The sequence below is a fragment of the Rahnella sp. P4_A8 genome (genome assembly GCF_056402435.1).
Genome location: NZ_JBFUHK010000028.1, coordinates 1 through 23,517 on the forward strand (window position 1 = coordinate 1; position 23,517 = coordinate 23,517).

Here is a 23,517-nt window from a genome sequence, read left to right on the forward strand (position 1 = left end):
GTTCAATCTGAGCCATGATCAAACTCTTCAATTAAAAGTTCGATTTGCTTCAACAAGTGAAGCGGTGCTCAGAGATTACTTCGTAATAATTCAACTAAATGAATTACTGCTTGGTCACTCTAAGACTTGATATTTTTTGCCACCGAGGTGGCTGATATCGTCTTGTGAGTGCCCACACAGATTGTCTGATAAATTGTTAAAGAGCGTACGCTGCGAGAATTAACTCAGCAACGTGGGAGGCAGATAATACTCTTTCTCCCTGAAGAGTCAACCATTTTCTTTTACAAGATGCGGTGTTTTCACCGGGTTGATTCTTCCTGACTGGGCGACTTGGTTCTTGTTAGAGGAGTCGTTGTTCCCGGTCAGTGGAGGCGCATTATAGGGAGTTCTCAGAAGGCCGCAACCCCTAATTTCAAAAAACTTTCTGAATGCTTTCTTTTTGGCCTGAACGTCTATTAAGCCCGCATTATTGCGATTTTTTATACGATATTTGCCCAAAATCTTCAGCGAATTTGGCCACCTGCTGCCAGTCGGTATATTCCACTTCTTTACGGGTATCTGTTTCACCACCTGTCATCCGCATAATCAGTTGGATCATGACCTTATCGAACCAGCGATATCGCGGATAACGTAATGCGCCAGCAAAGACACCGCACATTGCCGGTTCCCACGGGGATGCCAGCAGGAATTTACGTACATAGGCATTAGTCTGTGGCGTTCGTTTTTCGGGTTTGCGCGCTGTCAGGTTGACGCCGAAAAAAGCCGACGGCATGTGATTCAAGGTTTCGGCGTGTTTTTTAACGAACTTATCCAGCACCGGGTTAAAGTGACCGTAACGTATAGAAGCGCCGATCATCACCTGGTCATAGCTTTTCAAATCGACATGTTCCGCATGTACCAGATCAACAACATCGCAGTTGCACTTTTCTTTCAGCTCACTTGCTATATAAGAAGCGATAGCATGTGTCTGCCCGTCACGACTTGAATAGAGTATCAACGCTTTCATACTTGTTTCCCTTTCTTAAAACTCATTCCCGCCAGAACGTCGGCGTGAACAGCACTAATAATGTGAAGACTTCCAGACGACCAAACAACATGGTGACGATCAGGATCCATTTCGCCACGGAATTCATCGAAGCAAAGTTATCAGCCACCACCCCCAGCCCCGGGCCAAGGTTATTGAGTGTGGCGGTAACCGCAGCAAAGGCGGAGAAGTTATCCACACCGGTGGCAACAATCGCCAGCATGCTGACAATAAATACCAGCGCGTAAGCGGAGAAGAAACCCCATACCGCTTCTATGATACGTTCAGGCAACGCGCGGTTACCCAATTTGATGGTGTAAACCGCATTCGGGTGAACCAGCCTTTTCAGCTCGCGCGAACCCTGTAAATAAAGCAAAAGAATACGGATCACTTTAAGACCGCCGCCCGTTGAACCGGCACAACCACCGATAAAAGCAGAGCACAATAATAGAAGCGGCAGGAACAGCGGCCATTTGGAAATACTGTCCGTGGTATAGCCTGCTGTGGTGGCCATTGATACCACCTGGAAGAATGCCTGATTGAGCGTTTCCAGCGGCGAGCCGTAGGTATTGTGGATCCACAGAATCACCGTGCAGATCACGACCAGCGTGAACTGCACGCCGATAAACATGCGAAATTCCGGATCACGCCAGTATACCTTGAGGTTTCGCCCGCTCAGCACCGCAAAGTGCAGGCCGTAGTTACAGCCGGAGATCAACAGGAATACCGCCACAATGGTATTAATCGTTCCGCTATGGAAATAGCCGATGCTGGCATCATGCGTCGAGAAGCCACCGATGGCGATAGTCGAGAAACTATGGCTGATGGCATCAAAGACCGGCATACCCGCGCCCCATAATGCCAGCGCACAGGCGATGGTCAGCAGCACATAGATAAGCCACAGCGTTTTTGCTGTTTCGGCGATACGCGGGCGCATCTTGTTATCTTTCAGCGGCCCCGGCATTTCGGCGCGATACAACTGCATTCCGCCGACCCCCAATATCGGCAGAATGGCTACCGCGAGCACAATGATCCCCATACCACCAAACCATTGCAGCATCTGCCGGTAGAAGAGAATCGCTTTCGGCAAAGAATCCAGCCCGACCAGTGTGGTCGCGCCCGTCGTCGTCAGGCCGGAGAAAGATTCAAAGAAAGCATCGGTAAGGGAAAGATTCGGCCGCTCGGAGAACAGAAAAGGCAATGCCCCGACGCTGCCCAGCACCGTCCAGAACAGCACCACAATCAGGAAACCTTCCCGTGGCTTCAGCTCACTTTTCTGCTTCCGGTTTGGCAGCCAGAGAAATAACCCAATCGCCAGGGCGACAAAGAAGGTCTGACTGAACGCACGCCCCGCACCATCGCGGTAAATTAAAGCGACCAGACCGGGAATAATCATCGTTCCCGAGAAAAGGATGACGAGCACCCCCACAATGCGTGTTATGGCACGAAAATGCATGCTGGTGCGTTCCTCAGCGAATTAACCATAGAAAAATTTAAGAAACCGGACGCAGGATTAGCGTGCCACGGCTGATATCSAACAAATGGCTGACGGTTGCCGGTGCATCTGCGGCAGGCAACGCCAGAACGAGATCCACCGCCGCGCCGTATTCACTGCGTAAAATATGGCCGCCAACCTGCAAAAGCAGCGTTTCCACCAGCTGTAACTGGCTGTAATCACACTGCACCGCGAACTCCGCCAGCGGAACCTTTTGCTGCACGATAAGTTGTTTCAATGCCTGCTGAACACCGCCGCCGTAGGCTTTCACTAACCCGCCAGTACCCAGCATTATGCCACCGTAATAACGCACCACGACGGCGGTGATCTCCCCGACTCCGCTTCCCATCAGCTGACTTAAGATCGGTTTACCGGCTGTGCCCGCCGGTTCGCCATCATCAGAAAAGCCCAGTTGCTGAGAATCAGCAGGCGCGCCAGCTACAAACGCCCAGCAGTGATGACGCGCTGCCGGATGCTGGTTTCTGACCTCCTGAATAAAAGCCTTTGCCACTTCAACTCCCTCAGTTCTCGCCAGCAGGGTGATGAAGCGACTCTTCTTTATTTCTTCGCTGAAACTGACAGGCTCAGCGGGGACGGGATAAGGCTGCATCAGGCCAGCTTCAGATCACGTGTCATATTTTCGATACGATTATCGTGGATGACAATGTTGTCTTCGATACGAATGCCGCCAAATGACTTCATGGCATTGATGCGATCCCAGGCAAAGTGTTTGCTAAACTGCCCTTCGCGCCACGGTAACAGCAACGAATCGATGAAATACAAACCCGGCTCGATAGTCAGCACCATGCCTGGCTCAATCACACGGGTACAACGCAGGTAGGGATATTGCGAAGGCGCGGCCAGATGCGTGCCGGTATCATCCTGCATAAACCCGGCGACATCGTGAACCTGTAACCCCAGCGGATGCCCCAGACCATGCGGCAGGAAAGGCCCGGTCAGGTTCTGTTCCACCATGGCGTCTTCACTAATATCCACCACCAGCTTATGCGCTTTCAACAATTTGGCGATACGGTGATGCATCTGAACATGATAGTCGGTATAGCGCACACCGGCTTTAATCGTATCAATTAACGCAAGTTCTTCCGTATTGAGATCTTTCACGAGTGCTGCGAAATCACTGTCCGGTTTTGCGGCATAGGTACGCGTCAGATCGGCGGCATAACCGTTATATTCTGCACCGGCATCAAGCAGGAAGCTGTGCATTTCGGCAGGCGGCTGATTATCGAGCGTAGTGTAATGCAGTACGGAAGCGTGTTCATTGAGCGCGACAATGTTGCTGTAAGGCACATCGGTATCACGATGACCGGTAGCAGTGAGATACGCCAGATTGATATCAAATTCGCTCATGCCGGAAAGGAACGCTTCTTTCGCCGCGCGATGGCCACTGACCGCGACTTTCTGCGCTTCACGCATACAGGCCAGTTCATAGTCTGTTTTGTAAGCGCGATGATAATGCAGGAAATCCAGTACCACTTTCGGATTCACGTTCGCCGCAGGGATACCCATGCTGATCGCACGTTCCTGACTGTAACCGATGTAACCCACACGTTTGAGATCAACCGGCAACTGGCCTTTGATATCGTCAGCGTTGGCCAGCGGCGTCAGGGAAATCTCTTTCGTCCAGAAGGACTCCGGCAGCGGCTCATGGCTGTGCCAGTAATCCACCGGAGAATAGAACCACAGCTTCGGCGCATTCACGCCATCCACCCACAACCAGCAGTTCGGCACTTTGGTGACCGGCACCCAGGCTTTGAACTGCGGATTGACTTTGAAGGGATAACTGTGGTCATCAAGGAAGGTCGTCAGCAACTCACCGGAGTGAATCAGTAACGCATCAAGCTGAGAACGTTGCAGAATTTCACGGGCACGCGTCTGCAGCGTGGCGATATGTTCTTTATAAAGCGTAGTAAGCGATTCCATCCAACTGTCCTTTTTTCACCTGAATGACGATGCAGCATCTTACCACAGCCTCACCGCGACCATAGTCCCGGAAGGTTTGTGATCTTGCCTGCAAATAAAACACATCTCATTTGCAAATTATTAACATAAAAACCACACTCCAAAACATCTGGTCATACCAGATCATCCCAGATGATTCAGGAGAGACACATGCTCTACCAAGGCGAAACACTACACCTGCACTGGCTCGACGGCGGTATCGCGGAGCTGGTGTTTGATGCTCCAGGCTCGGTTAACAAGCTCGACACCCAAACTGTCGCCAGCCTGGGCGAAGCCATTGCAGTACTTGAAAAACAGTCTGACCTGAAAGGTCTGCTGCTCAGTTCGGCCAAACCAGCGTTTATCGTGGGCGCGGATATCACCGAATTTTTATCCCTGTTCAACGCGCCAGCCGAAAAACTGCATGAATGGCTGGATTTCGCCAACAGCATTTTTAACCGGCTGGAAGACCTGCCGGTACCGACAATTTCTGCCATCAGCGGTTATGCGCTGGGCGGTGGTTGCGAATGCGTGCTGGCGACAGATTTTCGTATCAGCACTGCCGATGCCCGGATTGGCCTGCCGGAAACCAGTTTAGGAATTATGCCGGGCTTCGGCGGTTCCGTACGTCTGCCACGTCTGATTGGTACTGACAGTGCGCTGGAAATTATCGCCGCCGGTAAAAATATCAGTGGAAAAGAGGCCCTGAAAGTCGGGCTGGTCGATGCGGTGGTTGAAGCCGATAAACTGCGCGACGCTGGCATCAGCATGCTGAGAAACGCCGTTGACGGCAAACTGGAATGGCATAACCGTCGTGATCCTAAACGTCTGCCGTTGAAACTCAGCCAGATTGAAGCGGCGATGAGCTTCAGCGTCGCCAAAAGTATGGTCATGCAAAATGCCGGTAAACACTATCCGGCGCCCATGAGCGCGGTGAAAACCATAGAAGCCGCGGCCCGTCTGGGTCGCGATGAAGCGTTGCAGCTGGAAACCGCCAGCTTTGTGCCGCTCGCACAATCAAAAGAAGCCCGCGCACTGGTCAGTATTTTCCTTAACGATCAGTTTGTGAAAAGCAAAGCCAAAAAACTGGCGCAAGACAGCGAAAAACCAAAACAGGCCGCCGTATTGGGCGCGGGCATTATGGGCGGCGGGATCGCCTACCAGTCTGCGCTGAAAGGCGTGCCGGTTGTGATGAAAGATATCAACGACCAGTCCCTGACGCTCGGCATGAACGAGGCTGCCAAGTTGCTGAACAAGCAACTGGAGCGCGGTAAACTCGACGGTCTGAAAATGGCTAAAGTGCTGTCGACCATTCATCCGACGCTGGATTACAGCGGCATCGAACGTGCCTCTGTGGTCGTTGAAGCCGTGGTCGAGAATCCTAAAGTGAAGGCCGCGGTGCTGGCGGAAGCGGAATCTCTGCTCGGCACCGATACCGTTCTGGCCTCGAATACCTCGACCATTCCTATCGATCTGTTGGCGTCTTCGCTCAAACGCCCGGAAAACTTCTGTGGTATGCACTTCTTCAACCCGGTGCATCGTATGCCGCTGGTCGAAATCGTGCGTGGTGAGAAAACCTCAGACAAAACGATTTCGCGCATCGTTTCTTACGCACTGGCGATGGGTAAAACGCCTATCGTGGTCAACGACTGCCCGGGATTCTTCGTCAACCGCGTACTGTTCCCGTATTTCTCCGGTTTCAGTCTGTTACTGCGTGATGGCGCTGATTTCCGCCAGATCGACAAAGTGATGGAAAAACAGTTCGGCTGGCCGATGGGTCCGGCTTATCTGCTGGATGTGGTCGGCATCGACACCGCGCATCACGCCCAGGCCGTGATGGCCGCCGGTTTCCCTGAGCGCATGGCGCGGGATTACCGTGACGCTGTTGATGTGCTGTTTGATAACCGTCGTTTTGGGCAGAAAAATCAACTCGGTTTCTACCGTTACAGCGAAGACAGCAAAGGCAAGCCGCGCAAGGAAGTTGACGAACAGGCGATCAGTCTGCTGGCCGACAACCTGAAACCAGCACACACTGACTTCTCACCACAGGACATCATCGCCCGCATGATGATTCCGATGATTAACGAAGTGGTGCGCTGCTTTGAGGAAGGCATTATTGCCAGCCCGGCCGAAGCCGACATGGCGCTGGTCTACGGCATCGGATTCCCTCCTTTCCACGGCGGCCCGTTCCGTTATCTCGATACCCTCGGTACCACTGAGTATCTGAAAATGACTGAACAGTATGCACATCTGGGGCCGATGTATCAGGCACCGGAAGGGCTACGCGCCAAAGCGCAAACCAATGAAAGTTACTATCCGGTTGCCGCTCCGCTGGAAAACTTCAGCACCGGTAATCAGGCATAAGGACCGAAATCATGGAAAACGTAGTCATTGTTGACGCAGTCCGCACGCCAATGGGCCGTTCAAAAGGCGGCGCATTCCGCCATGTCAGGGCTGAAGATCTCTCCGCGCATCTGATGCGTGCCGTACTGGCCCGTAATCCGGCGCTGAACGCCAAAGATATTGATGATATTTACTGGGGCTGCGTCCAGCAGACGCTGGAACAAGGCTTCAACATTGCCCGTAACGCGGCGCTGCTGGCGGAAATACCGCACAGTGTTCCCGCGACTACGGTCAACCGTCTGTGCGGTTCTTCCATGCAGGCGCTGCATGACGCCGCCCGCGCCATTATGGTCGGTGACGCACAGGTCAGCCTGATCGGCGGTGTGGAACATATGGGTCATGTGCCGATGAATCATGGTGTGGATTTCCATCCGGGGCTGAGCAAAACCGTAGCGAAAGCCGCAGGGATGATGGGACTGACGGCGGAAATGCTGGCAAAAATGCACCAGATCAGCCGTGAAATGCAGGATGAATTTGCCGCACGTTCACATCAGCGTGCTCATGCAGCCACCGTAGCCGGGCATTTCGCTAACGAAATTGTGCCGACCGAAGGCCATAACGCCGATGGCGTTCTGACCCGTTATGATTTCGACGAAGTGATCCGCCCGGAAACGACGGTCGCCACACTGGCAGCTTTACGCCCGGCGTTCGATCCGGTGAATGGCACTGTCACGGCGGGAACTTCTTCTGCCCTCTCCGACGGCGCATCGGCAATGTTGCTGATGAGTGAATCCCGTGCCAAATCTTTAGGTCTGAAAGCCCGTGCCCGCATCCGCGCCATGGCGGTGGTGGGCTGCGACCCGTCCATTATGGGTTATGGCCCGGTGCCAGCAACGCGTCTGGCTCTGAAACGCGCCGGACTGAGCGTGCAGGACATCGGTCTGTTCGAACTGAACGAAGCCTTCGCCGCACAAGCCTTGCCGTGTGTGAAAGATTTGGGACTGCTGGAAACTATGGAGGATCGCGTCAACCTGAACGGCGGTGCCATTGCGCTCGGTCACCCGCTCGGCTGCTCCGGCTCACGTATTTCCACCACACTGCTGAACCTGATGGAGCGCCGCGACGTCCAGTTTGGCGTTGCGACCATGTGTATCGGTTTAGGTCAGGGCATTGCGACCGTTTTCGAACGCATCTGATTCTCTCTTTGTGCAAAAGCAAAAAAGCGGGCATTTAGCCCGCTTTCATCAATGTGTTCTGCCTGTTTTAGTTGCCGTTTTCCCGCCTGTCAGGGGCGGGCTTTTTCATTGTTCAATCAGATGAAAGAGAAAGCATCACCAAACAGACGGTCTTCCTGCGCACCGCGCTCGGCGACAAAACGTTCACGGGCGATTTTAGCCATCTCAAAACGACCGGCGATATAAATGTCGTACTCAGCCAGTGAAGAGAAATCCTGTAAAACCGCGCTCAGCACGGTACCGCTTCTGCCCTGCCAGCCCTCTTCCGGCTGTTCAACTACCGGGATCACCTTCAGGTTCGGATGATTAATGCTCATCGCTTCCAGCTCACCAAGATCGTACAGATGCTTCAGTTCACGCCCGCCCCAGTAAATGGAGATATCGCGGTGCGGTTGCTGCTCAAGTGCGGTGATAAGAATCGAACGGACGTAGGAGAAGCCGGTGCCACCGGCAATCAGCACCAGAGGACGCTCGCCGTCTTCACGTAGCCAGGCATCGCCGTGCGGAATATCAACGGTGATTGCCTGTTCTTTCAAAATGCGATCCATCACGGCCATCGCGTACAAATTCAGTTCAGACGCGCCGATGTGCAGCTCAATCACATTGTGTTGAGCCGGCGTCGAGGCCAGCGAGAACGGGCGCTTGTCACGCTCATCCATTACCACCATAAGATACTGACCCGCGCGGAACGAGAAAGGCGCTTCCGGAACCAGCCGGACGCGATACACCGTATCGGTTATCGCCTCAACCGAGGTCACTTTACAGCTCAATGTTGTCATGCGTTCCCTCTGTGGGTCGTCAAAGCAAAGCGTAGGACAAAGATTCGATTATTTTTTCACATCGTCTTTATCATTAAGAATAGCGAGTTCATCCCAAATAGCGTCAATACGCGCGGTGACTTCCGGGTCTTTCACAATCGGACGTCCCCATTCACGCTGCGTTTCACCCGGCCATTTGTTGGTCGCGTCCATCCCCATTTTCGAGCCAAGGCCCGACACCGGGGAGGCAAAATCGAGATAATCAATCGGGGTATTTTCCACCAGAACCGTATCCCGCGCGGGATCCATCCGGGTGGTGATCGCCCAAATAACGTCGTTCCAGTCGCGGGCATTCACATCGTCGTCGCACACAATCACAAACTTGGTGTACATAAACTGACGCAGGAATGACCAGACCCCCATCATCACGCGTTTAGCATGACCGGCGTATTGCTTCTTCATGGTAACGACAGCCAGACGGTAGGAGCAACCCTCAGGCGGCAGATAGAAATCAACAATTTCCGGAAACTGTTTTTTCAGGATTGGCACAAACACTTCATTCAACGCCACACCCAGAACCGCAGGTTCATCCGGCGGACGGCCGGTGTAGGTCGAATGATAGATGGCATCTTTTCGCTGCGTCATGTGCGTAATGGTAAACACCGGGAAGCTATCCACTTCATTATAGTAGCCGGTGTGGTCGCCATAAGGGCCTTCCGGTGCCATTTCACCCGGCTCGATATACCCTTCAAGCACAATCTCGGCGCTGGCAGGCACTTCCAGATCGTTGGAAATACATTTCACCACTTCCGTTTTGTTACCACGCAACAACCCGGCAAAGGCATATTCAGACAGCGTATCGGGCACCGGCGTCACAGCGCCAAGAATCGTTGCCGGATCGGCACCCAGCGCCACGGAAACCGGAAAACGCTGGCCCGGATTCTGCTGGCACCATTCCTGGAAATCGAGCGCGCCGCCCCGATGGGACAACCAGCGCATGATCACTTTATTTTTACCCAACACCTGCTGACGATAAATGCCCAGATTTTGACGCGGCTTGTTCGGGCCACGAGTCACAGTCAGGCCCCAGGTGATGAGCGGGGCCGCATCTTCCGGCCAGCACTGCATCACCGGAATTTTGGTGATATCGACCGCATCGCCTTCCCAAATCTGCTGCTGACAAGGTGCCGAATGCAGCATTTTGGTCGGCATGTTCAGCACTTGTTTAAACTTCGGCGCTTTGTCGTATAAATCACGAAAACCGCGTGGCGGCTCAGGTTCTTTCAGAAACGCCAGTAATTCACCGACTTCCCGCAACGCACTGACATCTTCTTTGCCCATGCCCATCGCCACACGCTGAGGTGTGCCGAATAAATTGCACAAAACCGGCATGTCGTAGCCTTTAGGATTTTCGAACAAAAGCGCCGGACCACCTGCACGCAGGGTACGATCGGCAATTTCGGTCATTTCCAGATAAGGGTCAACTGACTGGCTAATGCGTTTCAGTTGGCCTCTCTTTTCGAGTAACGAGAGGAAGTCACGTAAATCACGGTATTTCATGCTGATTCTGAGTCGCCAGGTTGAAGGAGAGCATTATAGAGCCTCTCCAGAGTTGTTGCTGCTTTTTTGTTATCAGCAAGTTTGTTATCAGTAAATTTCTTATTGGTAAGTAAAGTCTGATAACGAAAAAGCAGTATAACCGTCAGCCCGGGTATTTTTGGTCTGACGGTGCGGAAGTTATATCGCGACGACAATCACACGCAGTTAAAAGACACCAGAGGCTGGAGCGCCTGAGTATCCTGATATTCCTGTGTGTCTTGCCCGTGGCGGAAAACCTTAAACCCCTGATTTTTAGCACTGAAGTAACTCAGATCATTGCCGGACACCTGCAACAGGCTGCCTTCACGCAACGCAATCACTGATTCAGACGGGTTAACCGCGCAGAATTCCGCAATGCGCTCATCACGGGTTTCGCCCATATGACCGCTTAAATGGGCATCGATGTAATGCGGATTGATTTGCACCGGGAACAGGCCGAGAGCAGGCAGAACCACAGAGTTGCGAACAGGCATATCATTGGTGGTGCGGATGCTTGGCGTGGCGACATTACAACCCGCACTCCAGCCAACATAAGGCACATTGCGCTCACGCACTGCCCGCTGAATTGGTACGATCAGGCTATGTTCATGCAGCATCTGATTAAGCATCCAGGTATTCCCGCCGCTGATCAAAATGCATTGTGCGCCGGCAATAGCTTCAGCAGGATTTTCTGCATGATGAATGCTACTGACGCGAATGCCCAACGTATCAGAAAGTTCCAAGGCGCGGGCATCGTAATCACTGCGGATCAGGGCGTAGGGGACCAGCACGGCAGAGGTGATATTGTGTGCCTCAAACATAGTCTGGATGCGCGTTTTAGCGTAACCCAGTAACTCAGATTCACCTGAAAGCTTGCCGTTACTCAGTAAAAACAGCTCCATGAGATTTCTCCTGATAAAATAGGATTAATAGAGGGGATAAGAACGCGCTTTTCTCCGATAATAAAAGATAACGGGCCGACAATCAGCAAACGTCTGCATAGACTTGCACTGTCTGTATCTCATGAGCGGCTTTTGGTATGCTGCCCCGCTCAACGCTTTTATGTGGGAAACTATGGAATCCTGGTATTTACTCTATTGCAAACGTGGTCAGCTTCTTCGCGCAAAAGAACATCTTGAACGCCAGAACGTTAACTGCCTGACGCCGATGATCACACTGGAAAAACTGGTGCGCGGACGCCGCACTGCGGTCAGCGAGCCACTGTTTCCAAATTACATGTTCATCGAGTTCGACCCTGAGCGGATCCATACCACGACGATCAATGCAACGCGTGGCGTCAGCCACTTCATCCGCTTTGGTGCGAAACTGGCCACCGTCCAGCCTGATGTCATCAAACAGTTGATGGAGCCACCAACAATTGAAATTCGTGATCCTGATACGCCATATGAAGGCGATCAGGTGGTGATTACCGACGGGATTTTTGCCGGTATCGAAGCGATTTATACTGAACCGGACGGCGAAGCACGTTCACTGCTGATGCTTAACCTCATCAACCAGCCGGTTCGTCAGAGCATCGAAAATACGCACTTCCAAAAAATCTGACCGGCATCTCCGCCCAGTACAAATGATAAAGGCACCGTTAAAGGTGCCTTTATCATTGGGTTCAGCGGCACGCGGACAATGCAAAAAGTTTACGTGCATTGTCATCCGTGATATCTGCCAGCCACTGAGGATCTTCCCCGCGCCACAGCGCGACCTGTTTAACAATATGCGGCAGGAAAGCCGGTTCATTGCGGCGGTTTTTCGGCTTGTTTTCCATATCACGCGGCAGTAAATACGGTGCATCGGTTTCAAGCATTAACCTGTCCGCAGGGATCAGCGGCAGCATGTCACGTAATTCCAGCCCGCGACGCTCATCGCACACCCAACCGGTGATACCAATCGACAGTCCGAGAGATAAATACAACTCAAGCTCCTGACGGGTGCCGGTGAAACAATGAACCACGCCGCCCGGCAAATCGGACAGCCAGGGTTTCAGCAACGTGGCGAAGCGCTCACCAGCATCACGACAATGCAGAAACACCGGCAACTGTAATTCTTTCGCCAGCGCCAGCTGTGCCGTGAAAGCCGCTTCCTGTCGATCTGCCGGAGAAAAGTTGCGATTGAAATCCAGCCCGCACTCACCGATAGCCACAACATTGGGTAACACTGCAAGCTCACGGATACCGGCTTCAACCTGCGCATTCCAGTGACTTGCCTGATGCGGATGCACGCCCGCCGTCGACCAGCAAAAATCAGGATGCTCATCCGCCATTTTCTGCGCTTCGACACTTTCCTGCGCTGACGTTCCGGTGATCAACATGCCGCTCAGACCGGCAGTTCTGGCTCTTTCCACTACCTGCAGCCGATCTTTATCAAACTGACTGCTGGTGAGATTTATACCGATTTCAAACATGGGGAGTCCTGAAACAGAAACCGCCCAACAGGGCGGTTTCTATGTATAACGAAAGAAACTTTAAGCAGGCTGATCCGGATCGGTCTCGTTGTCGACGTCCGACCGGCGACGGCCTCCGACATAGAAACGGGCAAAGAACACGCCGATTTCAAACAACAGGTACATTGGAATGGCCAGCAATGTTTGCGAGAACACATCCGGCGGTGTTAACAACATCCCGACCACAAAAGCCCCGACCAGCACATACGGACGTTTCTTTTTCAAGTCTTCGGGTGTCGTTACACCACTCCAGCAAAGCAACACAATCGCGATAGGCACTTCGAAGGAGACGCCAAACGCCATAAACAACGCCATCACGAAATCGAGATAGTTGTTAATGTCGGTGGCTATCTGCACGCCAGCCGGTGCAGTTTTCGCAAAGAAAGCAAACGCCAGCGGAAACACGACGAAATAAGCAAACGCCACACCGAGATAAAATAACGCGGAGCTTGAAAACAGCAGCGGCATCATGAGACGGCGTTCGTGTTTGTAGAGCGCCGGAGCCACAAATGCCCAGACCTGATACAAAATGAACGGTGCAGAGACAAACACCGAGACAATCATGGTCAGTTTGATAGGCGTAAAGAACGGCGACGCGACGTCAGTCGCAATCATGCTCGCGCCCAGCGGCATTTGTTTGATCAGCGGTGAAGCCACCAACTGATAGATGTCATTTGCGAAATAAACCAGCGCTAAAAACACCACAATAATGCAGATAATGGCATTTAACAGGCGCTTACGCAGCTCAATCAGATGACTGATAAGGGGTTGTGTATCTTCAACTGCCATGTTTAACGCTCGCCTGTCGTTTGAGTTGATGAAGCCGGTTTAGCCGGTGCTGCGGGTTCAGCCACAGGGGCTTCAGCAGCAGTTTTCACAACCGGTGAAACGTCAACAGAAGCGTCAGCCGCGTGTTCCGCCGAGGCCGTCAGCTTTTCAGCCGCAACATGCGCCGTTTTATTTGAGGCCAGAGCGGCATCAACAGCACTTTGTGGTGCCGTTGCCGGTGCAGAAACCACATTGTCGGCAGCAGCAGGAGACACACCCGCATCATGGTGCGCTTCAGCTTCATCCAGAACAGGGTTGTGGATGGTGTTGCCTTCCGCTTTGGCTTCTTCCACAGCTTTCTCTGCAGGATTCAATCCTGAATTGATCGACTGCTTCATAGATTCTGCGGCTTCTTTCAACTCGTCCATAGATGCTTTGATTTCTGGCGTGAGATTCTTCAGACCGGCTTCTTCCGCTTTCTTCAGGCTATCCTGCAATTCCTGGAGTTTCAGTTCCTGCGACAATTCGCTTTGAACTGAAGCAGCCATGGCACGAAGCGTACGGATCCAGCCTGCTACTGTTCTGACTGCTACAGGTAAACGCTCGGGCCCGAGGACAACCAGGCCAATCACCAATACCAGCAGCAGTTCACTAAATCCAATATCGAACACGGCTTATACCTGCTCTTTGTTTTGGCTCTTGGTGTCTTCTGCTTTCGCTTCTGGCTTGCTTTCAACAGACTTTGCTACGAAATCAGCATCAGTGGGAGAAACGTCAGCGTCTTTAGTTTTTGACTGGCTGTCGTCGTCACTCATGGCTTTTTTGAAGCCTTTGATGGAAGCACCCAGATCAGAACCCAGACCACGCAGTTTCTTCGTACCGAACAGCAGTACCACAAGAACAACGAGGATCAGGATTTTTGTAATACTAATACCACCCATTATTTTCACCTCAAACAGGAAGGAACGACATTTATTGCCGTCCGCAAACGGCATTCGATTTAAAACAATTTGCTCAGCTGGCGCGCTTCCATCCGATTAACCAGGAAACAACACCGGCTGCCATCAGGCAGGCGGGGTAAACCGTAACACCACCCAACAGTAAGAGGGTTCCGCTCAGTAACAGCGTCGCACCCATTCCCAACAAATAACGAGACTGCCCCTGACGGGAACTCTGGTTATGGATCTGGGAGGAAAGCTTCTCAATGTTGTATTGCAACAGCTTGTGCTGATGCAGGCTCTGATAAACCAAATCTGGCAGTTCAGGCATTTTCTCAATCCAGAACGGCGCACGCTCTTTCAGTGCGCGGATCATCGCCGGCAGACCCACCTGATCACGAACCCAGCTTTCGAGGAAAGGTTTCGCCGTTGTCCACAAATCCAGTTGAGGATAAAGCTGACGCCCGAGGCCTTCGACATACAACAGTGTCTTTTGCAGCAACACCAACTGAGGCTGGACTTCCATATTAAAACGGCGAGCCGTATTAAACAGATTTAACAATACGTTACCGAAGGAAATATCCGCCAGCGGTTTCTCAAAAATCGGTTCACACACTGTCCGAATTGCAAATTCGAATTCTTCAACGTTGGTATCTCGCGGGACCCAGCCGGAATCGACATGCAATTCAGCTACTTTGCGGTAATCACGGTTAAAGAACGCGATGAAATTCTCCGCCAGATAGCGCTTGTCTTCCTTATTGAGCGAACCAACTATGCCGCAATCAATGCCTATGTAGCAAGGATCTTCAGGCGTTTCGTAGCTCACAAAAATATTGCCCGGATGCATATCCGCATGGAAGRAACTGTCGCGAAAAACCTGAGTGAAGAAGACCTGTACACCGCGCTCCGCCAGCAATTTCATATTGGTGCCCTGTTTTTTCAGCGCCTCAATATCAGAAACRGGGATCCCGTAAATACGTTCCATCACCATCAATTGTTCGCTGCAATAGTCCGGGTACACTTCCGGCACATACAGCATCGGGCTACCTTCAAAGTTACGGCGAAGCTGAATGGCATTCGCGGCTTCACGTAACAGATTCAGTTCATCAAGCAGCGTTTTCTCATACTCACGTACCACTTCACGCGGACGCAAACGGCGACCATCCGGTAACAAAATCGGTAGCCAGCCAGCAAGACGCGACATCAAACGGATATCAGCAACAATGGTCGGTAAAATATCCGGACGGATAACTTTGAGCACCACCGGTTTGCCGTTTTCTTTCAGGATCGCCGTGTGCACCTGAGCAATAGACGCAGACGCCAGCGGCGTCTGATCGAACTCATCAAACCAGGTTTCCAGCGGGCCACCCAGCGCGGCATCAATTTGCTGACGGGCTTTCGCACCATCAAACGGCGGAACATGGTCCTGAAGCAAAGCCAGCTGATCGGCTATGTGCGGGGGGAAAAGATCGCGGCGTGTAGACATCATCTGACCGAACTTGATCCAAACCGGCCCAAGCTGTTCCAGTGCCAGGCGCATGCGCTCACCTAACGGCTTTTCTTTATGACGATTTGGTAACCAGAAAAAAAGATAACGACCAATTCTCAGTGGTAACGTTAAGCGGATTTTAGGGATCAGTTCGTCAAGGCCGTAGATCAGAAACATGCGGATAATCAGATATAAACGTCGCATTTCCCTAGGCGTCACGGTTTGTCCTCCAGTTTTTTGATACGTTTATCCAGCGCATCCAGCTCACACACCAGTGCGGAAACCTCATCACTAAACCAGACAACTTCCAGCGGACCGGGTGCCATTTTCCACTCTTCAGTCAGCGTTTGCGCCACATAGCTCTGCTGGTGTTTCAACCCTTTTTGCAAAAAGCTGAAAACGCCCTGCACGGTCTGACTCAGCCCCTGTGCCGCAATGTCACCGATATAGGGTGCCAGAAATTCCGCAGGCTCAATTTCCGCCATATCCAGCAATGCAGAGAACTGCTGAACCAGGGCGATATCGCCATCAACTACCAGCTCGCCACTGCGCATCATGGGCGACAACTGCTGGCGATCACGTAACTTATGCAGCACTGACAGTTTCGAGGTGACGGTGCAATCTGCCGCGCCGTCCCATTGCCCGAGCACATCAATTTTCTGTTCACTGAACACAAACGTCAGTGGTGTACTCAGTTCCTGCAATTCCACACGCAGAACTTTACCGGCCAGACGTGTCCGCGCCGCCTTCATGCTGCGATCTCTGAAAAGCAGGTAATTAAGCGGCGTCTCGATAGCGGCAGTCAGTAACGGCGTTAACAACATCGGCATACTCATATCAGAATTTGAAACCCCGATGTAACGCCACAATGCCGCCAGTCAGGTTGTGATAAGTCACATTTTCAAAACCTGCGTCCGCCATCATTCCTTTCAGTGTTTCCTGATCCGGATGCATACGGATTGATTCAGCCAGATACCGGTAGCTTTCAGCATCGTGCGCAACCAGCTCACCAATACGCGGTAAAATATGGAAGGAATAGGTGTCGTAAGCTTTGCTCAGCGGCTTCAGCACCGGTTTGGAGAATTCCAGTACCAGCAGACGCCCGCCCGGCTTGAGTACGCGGAACATGGAACGCAGCGCCTTCTCTTTTTCAGTCACGTTACGCAGACCGAAAGAGATGGTGATACAGTCAAAATAGTTGTCCGGGAACGGCAGAGCCTCGGCATTCGCCTGAACGTAGCTGACGTTGCCGACGATGCCAAGATTGCGCAGCTTTTCGCGGCCCATCTTCAGCATGGAATCATTGATATCCGCCAGCACGACTTCGCCTTTCTCACCCACCAGACGGGAAAATTTTGCGGTCAGATCGCCCGTACCACCGGCCAGATCCAGCACACGTTGTCCCTGACGGACACCGCTGCAATCAATAGTGAAGCGTTTCCAGATGCGATGAATACCGAAAGACATCAGATCATTCATCAAATCATATTTTGCCGCAACGGAATGGAAGACTTCTGCCACCATTTCCTGTTTTTCATCTTTGGCTACTGTACGAAAACCAAAATGGGTGGTTTCCGGCGTCTGCTTTTCCATTATTTATGCCTGCTTTTTCAGTCGAACTCTTGGGGAGAAGTGTATCAGAACCCGTTCGAAAGCCCCATCACCGATGGTGATTCAACATATTGCAAAAATTCATGCATTGAATCACAAATACAGTGCAGGCCCTCTGACCCGCTATGTCTGCTGGTGGGGAGTTAACTCACCCGGGTTCAGCGTCTGTTCTTCTTCCGCATCAGAGGTATCGGGCAGAGATGCGGTGTCTTCAGGTTCATTTTCCGCTTTCGCTATTTCAGCCAGAGACGGACTGATAGGCCGTTTAACTTCAACACCCAGCGCGCGGAAACTTTCCACCTGTCCGATAAGATTACCACGGCCTTGCGAGAGTTTATTCATCGCGGATCGATAACTTCCCTGCGCTTTGTCGAGACTTTGTCCCATCGACTCCATGTCATCCACAAACAGCCGCAGTTTGTCGTAAAGACGTGCCGCGCGGTCGGCGATACGTTTGGCGTTCTGACTCTGATGCTCATAGCGCCACAAGTTACTGATCGTTCGCAGCGCCACCAGCAGGGTCGTCGGGCTGACCAGCATAATATTGTGCCGGAGCGCTTCGCTAATCAATTCTGGCTCACGGTCGATAGCCAGCAGAAAAGCGGGCTCAACAGGGATAAACATCAGCACATAATCGAGGCTGCGCAGACCGGGAAGTTGCTGGTAATCTTTGCGCCCGAGCAGGCGGATATGTCCGCGCACCGAGGCAATATGTTCATTGAGTGCCGCTTCCCGCTCGCTGTCATCCTCGCTGTTGAAATAGCGCTCATACGCGACCAGGGTCATTTTGGCATCAATCACTACGTCTTTATTCTGCGGTAACCTGACGACCACATCAGGTTGCATCCGGCTGTTGCTGTCAACCTGCACGCTGACCTGAGTCTGGTACTCATGCCCTTCACGTAAACCGGAAGCCTCGAGCACGCGGCTCAGCACCACTTCCCCCCAGTTGCCCTGCGTTTTGTTGTCACCTTTCAGTGCCTTGGTCAGGTTGACGGCTTCACGGGCCATCTCCACATTCAGTTGCTGCAGATTGCGGATCTCATGCGCCAGCGTATGGCGTTCACGGGCTTCCTGCCCAAAGCTGTCCTGCACCTGACGACGGAAACCATCCAGTTGCTCGCGCAACGGCAACAGTAACTTGTCGAGACTTTGCTTGTTCTGTTCGTCGGCACGGCGGCCATTTTGTTCGAAAATCCGGTTAGCCAGATTTTCAAACTGGCTGCTCAGGCGCTGTTCGCTGTTAATCAGCAGACGCTGCTTTTCCTCAGCCGCCATGCGGGTTTCATCCAGACGGGTTGAAACCTCACGCAACTCTGCTTCCTGCGCGCTGTTGATTTCCCGCTGCGCACGCAGTTCCTGATTCAGTTGCTCACACTCGTTTTGCCAGTGGGCAAGCAGTTGTAATTTTTCCTGACTGGCCGCCTGCAGGCTATGCAGTTTTCGCAGCTCAAGTTCAGCCTCACGCAGTTGCTGCTGCCCTGATTGCCGCTCGCTTTTGTGCGTATCATTTTCCGCTTTAGCCTGTTCCAGCGATTGTTCCAGCAAACGGCGCTGCGTTTCATACTCCGTCTGCTGTTGCTGTTGGCGCAGGCTGGCGATAAGCCAACCTACGAGTAAGCCCATTAACCCCGCCCCCAGGGCTGTCAGGATGCTGATATCCACGCGATTTCCCTCTTAAAGTCTCTTGCGGCCAAGGTAATGTCAGGCTGTATGGATGTCCAGTCTATTTTCTGTTGCATTGAGCCTTTGCGAGACGTCTTCCAAAAAGGAATTTCTCTGTATTTGCCCCCTTGCGATAGCCAGCCACAGAGAGCAGCATTCAAAACCAGCGGCTCAGCCACTGAATGCCGAAAGCACCTGGCGCCAGGATGCCGAAAGCCCAGATGAGTGCAGACGTCACATTCGCAATCTGGAAATATTTTTGCGGCATACCGCAGATACCGGCAACCAGTGGCACAACGGCACGAAGCGGGCCAAAGAAGCGGCCGATAAAAGCCCCGGGCATGCCCCATTTTTCAAAGAAAGCATGTCCACGAACCAGCATTTGCGGATGGCGGGAGAAAGGCCAGAAATTGCCAACCCGATCCTGATAACGGGCACCAATCCAGTAAGAAAGCCAGTCTCCCAGGAAAGCGCCTGCGGCGGCGGCGGCCCAGATGGGCCAGAACGGAATACCGGTTTCGCCAATCAGCGCGCCGAGTCCCAGCAAGATAAACGTTGCCGGTAGCAGCAGGGAAAGGAATGCCAGAGACTCACCAAAAGCCAGAAAGAAAACGATCGGTGCAGCCCACACCTGATGGGCGCGGATGAAGGTAGTGGTGTACTCAAGAAGGTCGTGAACAGTCAAAAATGCAGTTCCTTTTGTCAGAGATTCGGGAGGAGGTTCATCAATTATTCCAGATGGATTACTAACATGACCTTAACAGATCTGCTTAGCAGGGCAAAAAAATGGGCCGCCAGAGGCAGCCCATTGATGTGATGATGTGATGTGGTTGTTTTAGTTTTATAGGGACTAAATAAGCCTGCGGGCTGCTTCTACAACAATCTTCACCGCATGACTTTCAGTCTTTTTCATGGTTTCCGCATTAGGGATTTCCTGCTGCGTGCGGTTCACGATAACACCCGCCACCATCCCCGCGCGCAGGCCCTGGCTTGCACACATGGTCAGCAGAGTCGCGGATTCCATTTCGTAGTTCATGACGCCCATTTCCTGCCACTCTTTCATCGATTCTTTGAAGCGACGGACAACACGGCCAGAGTAAGTGTCATAACGTTCCTGACCCGGATAGAAGGTGTCAGAAGAGGCGGTAACGCCAATGTGCGTCGCGGCACCCACGGCTTCTGCCGCCGCAACCAGCGCGGTGGTGCAGGCAAAATCGGCTACTGCAGGGAATTCCATCGGCGCAAAGTGCAGGCTCGCGCCATCAAGGCGAACGGCAGCGGTCGTGACCAGAACGTCACCGACATTGATGTGTGGCTGGATAGCACCAGTTGTGCCGACTCGCAGGAAAGTACGGATCCCCAGTTGCGCCAGTTCTTCAACCGCAATAGAGGTCGAAGGGCCACCAATACCGGTTGAGCAAACAATCACAGATTTGCCATCAAGCTCAGCACGCCATGAGGTAAATTCGCGGTGGGAAGCCAGACGAACCGGGTTCTCCATCAATTTGGCAATTTTTTCCACGCGCTCAGGGTCGCCGGGAACAATCGCCAGCGTCGCGCCGTTTAAATCTTTTTTGGCCAGGCCAAGATGGAAAACTTCAGGCTGAGACATAACAAACTCCTCTGTGTGTAAGGTCATTTATTGGCAGGAGGAACACCCGGCAACTGTACTGAACATTGTGACGTTATTTCGTGACGGTCGTCACTATGATGTAACAACAGGAATTTCACATACATTTATTTTGTGATTCAAGTCACAAAATAAGGAGGGGTGAGGGAATTTTAAACAGGCAATCTCCGCTGCCGGGGATTGCCTGTTTATCAGTTACAGTTAATCAGGCAGGAACGGCATCTGCCGCCGCACTGCGCGACCAGATCCGGTGTTTGAGCATGTCTTTCAGAAACGCCTTCAGCAACGCTCCTTCTGCTTTTTCACCTTCCACAACGCCCTCTTCCGGCACATCATCCGTCAGCCCCAGCAGCGATTTGAAGCGGCGTGCATCGCCACTTAGCCCCACCACTTTCAGGTGTTTGTAGGCTTCGAGCACATAATGCCGTGCATCGCCATTCATCAGCAGTGCGTCGATATGCCCATGCGGAACAATCACTGCATCAACGGTGATGGAAGGCGATCCGGCAAACGTAGCATCAACCGGCAACGTAGAACCATCATCGGCAGTCACACTCCCTAAGTGACTGGCCAGCAGCTTAGGGTGAACGCCAGCGGCCTGAAGTGCCTGTAAGGTTTCCAGAACATCCGCCGCATTCACACCTTCACCCAGCAATATCGCCACCTGCCGCCCTTTGATCGTGCCTTTACCGCTGGCATACAAACTCAGCGACGGATCATTTTTCAGCCCATTCACGGGCTTCGGCGGCTTGATCTTCAGGGTGTCAGCGGAAAGGGTAATACCCAGATTTTTCGCCACTTTCTGCGCCAGCGTCTGATCAACATGCGCTAACAGATCCACGACCCGCTCGCGGATATACGGCCGCGCCACCTTCGATAATTCAAATGAGAAAGCGCCGATAATATGATCCTGCTCCGCTGTTGTCTGGCTCAGCCAGAACAGGCGCGGATGGGCATAATATTCGGCAAATGACGGACTGCGCTGACGGATTTTTTCTGCATCAACCCGTTCAGGATAACTTTCAAAGCCACCGCCGGACGCTGCCGGAGGTGTTTCCCTCGGCCAGTTATTGTTGATGGAATTCGGCTCGTAGTTCGCCGGATTCGTATCAATGTCCTGACGGTGCATGCCGTCACGCTGGAAGTTATGGAAAGGGCACGTCGGCCGGTTAATCGGAATTTCATGGAAATTAGGCCCGCCCAGACGACTGATTTGCGTGTCGGTGTAAGAGAACAGTCGCCCCTGCAACAGCGGATCATTGGTGAAATCTATGCCCGGCACAATGTGCCCCGGGTGGAACGCGGCTTGCTCGGTTTCAGCAAAGAAATTATCGGGGTTACGGTTGAGCACCATTTTGCCGATCAGTTCTACCGGCACCAGTTTTTCAGGGATGAGTTTGGTCGGGTCGAGCAGGTCGAAATCAAATTTGAATTCATCTTCTTCAGGGATCAACTGCACACCCAGTTCGTATTCCGGATAATCTCCGGCTTCGATGGCTTCCCACAAATCACGGCGGTGGAAATCGGCATCTTTCCCGGCCAGTTTCTGCGCTTCATCCCATAACAGAGAGGCTTTTCCGGCCAGCGGTTTCCAGTGGAAACGCACAAAAGTGGCTTTGCCTTTTGCATTCACGAAACGGAAAGTATGGATGCCAAAACCTTCCATCGTGCGGTAACTGCGCGGAATGCCCCGGTCAGACATCGCCCAGAACACGTTATGCAGGGTTTCCGGTTGCAGGGACACGTAATCCCAGAAGGAATCGTGCGCACTCGCTCCCTGCGGGATTTCGTTATGCGGTTCGGGTTTTACCGCATGCACAAAATCAGGGAATTTATGGGCATCCTGAATAAAGAACACCGGTGTATTGTTACCGACCAGGTCGTAAATGCCTTCATCGGTATAAAACTTGGTCGCCCAGCCGCGGATATCACGCACGGTATCTGCCGAACCACGGGAACCCTGAACGGTAGAGAAACGCACAAATACCGGCGTTTTCTTTTCAGGATCAGACAGGAAGCTGGCTTTGGTCACCGCCTTCATACTGCGATAGGGCTGGAAATAACCGTGCGCCGCAGCGCCCCGCGCATGAACGATACGTTCGGGAATGCGCTCATGGTCGAAGTGAGTAATTTTTTCACGGAGAATGAAATCTTCAAGCAGTGTCGGGCCACGATTTCCGGCTTTCAGCGAGTTCTGATCATCAGAGATTTTGGTGCCCTGATTGGTGGTCAGCGGCTGTTTTTCACCATTTTTGCGGTGGCGTTCTAATGCATCGAGTTTAGCATTGGTATTTTCCGGACTCTTCGCACTGCCGGACGCTGTCGGTTCTTTTCCTGGCGGTGTCGGTTGTGGCGAAGGCTGATAAATACGATCGCCGGGCGCAAGATCCCCCAGGCCTGGCTGTGAAGATTCAATGCCCGTGGCGGGGGCGCGGCTTACCGATTTTGACTCGCTTTTCTTGGTCACTTTAGAGGGTGATTTTGACATTGAACATAGCTCCTCGACAAAGGTTTCGGGTGTTCTGTAGACGTTCTGTAAATCTTCCATGATGACTTTCCTGATTAACTT

Annotated in this window: 21 protein-coding genes; 3 read left to right on the top strand and 18 right to left on the bottom strand. The window is 52.4% G+C overall.

Translation table 11 applies throughout. The features are described from left to right. Positions 1–466: 466 nt before the first annotated feature. The 4 genes from hemG to pepQ are packed head-to-tail and all read right to left on the bottom strand — an operon-like array spanning position 467 to position 4,460. Positions 467–1,006, bottom strand: a complete 540-nt coding sequence (gene hemG / locus AC1DUO_RS14760; protein ID WP_112197625.1) for a menaquinone-dependent protoporphyrinogen IX dehydrogenase — start codon at positions 1,004–1,006, stop codon at positions 467–469. A 22-nt stretch (positions 1,007–1,028) separates the two neighbouring features. After that, a complete protein-coding gene (trkH, locus tag AC1DUO_RS14765) occupies positions 1,029–2,480 on the bottom strand; it encodes a Trk system potassium transporter TrkH (protein WP_013577421.1) in 1,452 nt (483 codons plus the stop codon). A gap of 37 nt (positions 2,481–2,517) precedes the next feature. Next, on the bottom strand, positions 2,518–3,129 hold the full coding sequence (locus AC1DUO_RS14770) for an IMPACT family protein (RefSeq protein WP_477987758.1): 612 nt from the start codon (positions 3,127–3,129) through the stop codon (positions 2,518–2,520). Continuing rightward, positions 3,129–4,460, bottom strand: a complete 1,332-nt coding sequence (pepQ, locus tag AC1DUO_RS14775; protein WP_013577423.1) for a Xaa-Pro dipeptidase — start codon at positions 4,458–4,460, stop codon at positions 3,129–3,131. The genes AC1DUO_RS14770 and pepQ overlap by 1 nt, the downstream gene beginning before the upstream one ends. Positions 4,461–4,649: 189 nt before the next feature. Between pepQ and fadB the strand changes: the two genes are divergently transcribed. Then, positions 4,650–6,842 (top strand): fatty acid oxidation complex subunit alpha FadB, encoded by a 2,193-nt coding sequence (gene fadB, locus AC1DUO_RS14780; RefSeq protein WP_119262165.1) that lies wholly within the window; start codon positions 4,650–4,652, stop codon positions 6,840–6,842. 11 nt (positions 6,843–6,853) lie between these two features. Further along, complete coding sequence (gene fadA / locus AC1DUO_RS14785; RefSeq protein ID WP_119262166.1) at positions 6,854–8,017, top strand: acetyl-CoA C-acyltransferase FadA; 1,164 nt, start codon at positions 6,854–6,856, stop codon at positions 8,015–8,017. A 116-nt stretch (positions 8,018–8,133) separates the two neighbouring features. Here the strand turns inward: fadA and fre are convergent, their stop codons facing one another. The 3 genes from fre to pepE all read right to left on the bottom strand — a co-directional run bounded on the left by fre (position 8,134) and on the right by pepE (position 11,294). Further along, positions 8,134–8,835, bottom strand: coding sequence for an NAD(P)H-flavin reductase (gene fre / locus AC1DUO_RS14790; RefSeq protein WP_013577426.1), 702 nt, complete (start codon positions 8,833–8,835; stop codon positions 8,134–8,136). A 48-nt stretch (positions 8,836–8,883) separates the two neighbouring features. Then, the gene (gene ubiD / locus AC1DUO_RS14795; RefSeq protein WP_013577427.1) at positions 8,884–10,374 is read right to left on the bottom strand and encodes a 4-hydroxy-3-polyprenylbenzoate decarboxylase; all 1,491 of its coding nucleotides are present in this window, start codon (positions 10,372–10,374) and stop codon (positions 8,884–8,886) included. A 194-nt stretch (positions 10,375–10,568) separates the two neighbouring features. After that, positions 10,569–11,294, bottom strand: a complete 726-nt coding sequence (gene pepE / locus AC1DUO_RS14800) for a dipeptidase PepE (protein ID WP_013577428.1) — start codon at positions 11,292–11,294, stop codon at positions 10,569–10,571. Positions 11,295–11,466: 172 nt separating this feature from the next. Here pepE and rfaH point away from each other — a divergent pair, with 172 nt between their 5' ends. Continuing rightward, complete coding sequence (gene rfaH, locus AC1DUO_RS14805; RefSeq protein WP_015690568.1) at positions 11,467–11,955, top strand: transcription/translation regulatory transformer protein RfaH; 489 nt, start codon at positions 11,467–11,469, stop codon at positions 11,953–11,955. A gap of 61 nt (positions 11,956–12,016) precedes the next feature. Here rfaH and tatD read toward each other — a convergent pair whose 3' ends face one another. From tatD to katE, 11 genes are all read right to left on the bottom strand, one after another. Continuing rightward, entirely contained in the window at positions 12,017–12,808 is a 792-nt protein-coding gene (tatD, locus tag AC1DUO_RS14810; protein ID WP_119262167.1) for a 3'-5' ssDNA/RNA exonuclease TatD, read from the bottom strand. A 60-nt stretch (positions 12,809–12,868) separates the two neighbouring features. Next, positions 12,869–13,636 carry a Sec-independent protein translocase subunit TatC gene (tatC, locus tag AC1DUO_RS14815; RefSeq protein ID WP_013577431.1) on the bottom strand — a complete coding sequence of 256 codons (768 nt, stop codon included), beginning with the start codon at positions 13,634–13,636 and terminating at the stop codon, positions 12,869–12,871. A 2-nt stretch (positions 13,637–13,638) separates the two neighbouring features. Beyond that, positions 13,639–14,286, bottom strand: coding sequence for a Sec-independent protein translocase protein TatB (tatB, locus tag AC1DUO_RS14820; RefSeq protein WP_013577432.1), 648 nt, complete (start codon positions 14,284–14,286; stop codon positions 13,639–13,641). Between the two features lie 3 nt (positions 14,287–14,289). Beyond that, entirely contained in the window at positions 14,290–14,556 is a 267-nt protein-coding gene (tatE, locus tag AC1DUO_RS14825; protein WP_013577433.1) for a twin-arginine translocase subunit TatE, read from the bottom strand. Between the two features lie 73 nt (positions 14,557–14,629). After that, positions 14,630–16,261, bottom strand: coding sequence for a ubiquinone biosynthesis regulatory protein kinase UbiB (gene ubiB / locus AC1DUO_RS14830; protein WP_477987763.1), 1,632 nt, complete (start codon positions 16,259–16,261; stop codon positions 14,630–14,632). Next, a complete protein-coding gene (ubiJ, locus tag AC1DUO_RS14835) occupies positions 16,258–16,866 on the bottom strand; it encodes a ubiquinone biosynthesis protein UbiJ (protein ID WP_013577435.1) in 609 nt (202 codons plus the stop codon). The genes ubiB and ubiJ overlap by 4 nt, the downstream gene beginning before the upstream one ends. Before the next feature lie 13 nt (positions 16,867–16,879). Further along, positions 16,880–17,635 carry a bifunctional demethylmenaquinone methyltransferase/2-methoxy-6-polyprenyl-1,4-benzoquinol methylase UbiE gene (gene ubiE / locus AC1DUO_RS14840; protein WP_013577436.1) on the bottom strand — a complete coding sequence of 252 codons (756 nt, stop codon included), beginning with the start codon at positions 17,633–17,635 and terminating at the stop codon, positions 16,880–16,882. Positions 17,636–17,776: 141 nt separating this feature from the next. Beyond that, on the bottom strand, positions 17,777–19,318 hold the full coding sequence (gene rmuC / locus AC1DUO_RS14845) for a DNA recombination protein RmuC (protein WP_119262168.1): 1,542 nt from the start codon (positions 19,316–19,318) through the stop codon (positions 17,777–17,779). 157 nt (positions 19,319–19,475) lie between these two features. Beyond that, the gene (locus tag AC1DUO_RS14850; RefSeq protein ID WP_013577438.1) at positions 19,476–20,003 is read right to left on the bottom strand and encodes a DedA family protein; all 528 of its coding nucleotides are present in this window, start codon (positions 20,001–20,003) and stop codon (positions 19,476–19,478) included. 165 nt (positions 20,004–20,168) lie between these two features. After that, complete coding sequence (gene udp / locus AC1DUO_RS14855; protein WP_013577439.1) at positions 20,169–20,930, bottom strand: uridine phosphorylase; 762 nt, start codon at positions 20,928–20,930, stop codon at positions 20,169–20,171. Positions 20,931–21,153: 223 nt separating this feature from the next. After that, positions 21,154–23,436: a catalase HPII gene (gene katE / locus AC1DUO_RS14860; RefSeq protein ID WP_015690570.1), complete on the bottom strand. Its 2,283-nt coding sequence runs from the start codon at positions 23,434–23,436 to the stop codon at positions 21,154–21,156. Positions 23,437–23,517 lie beyond the last annotated feature (81 nt).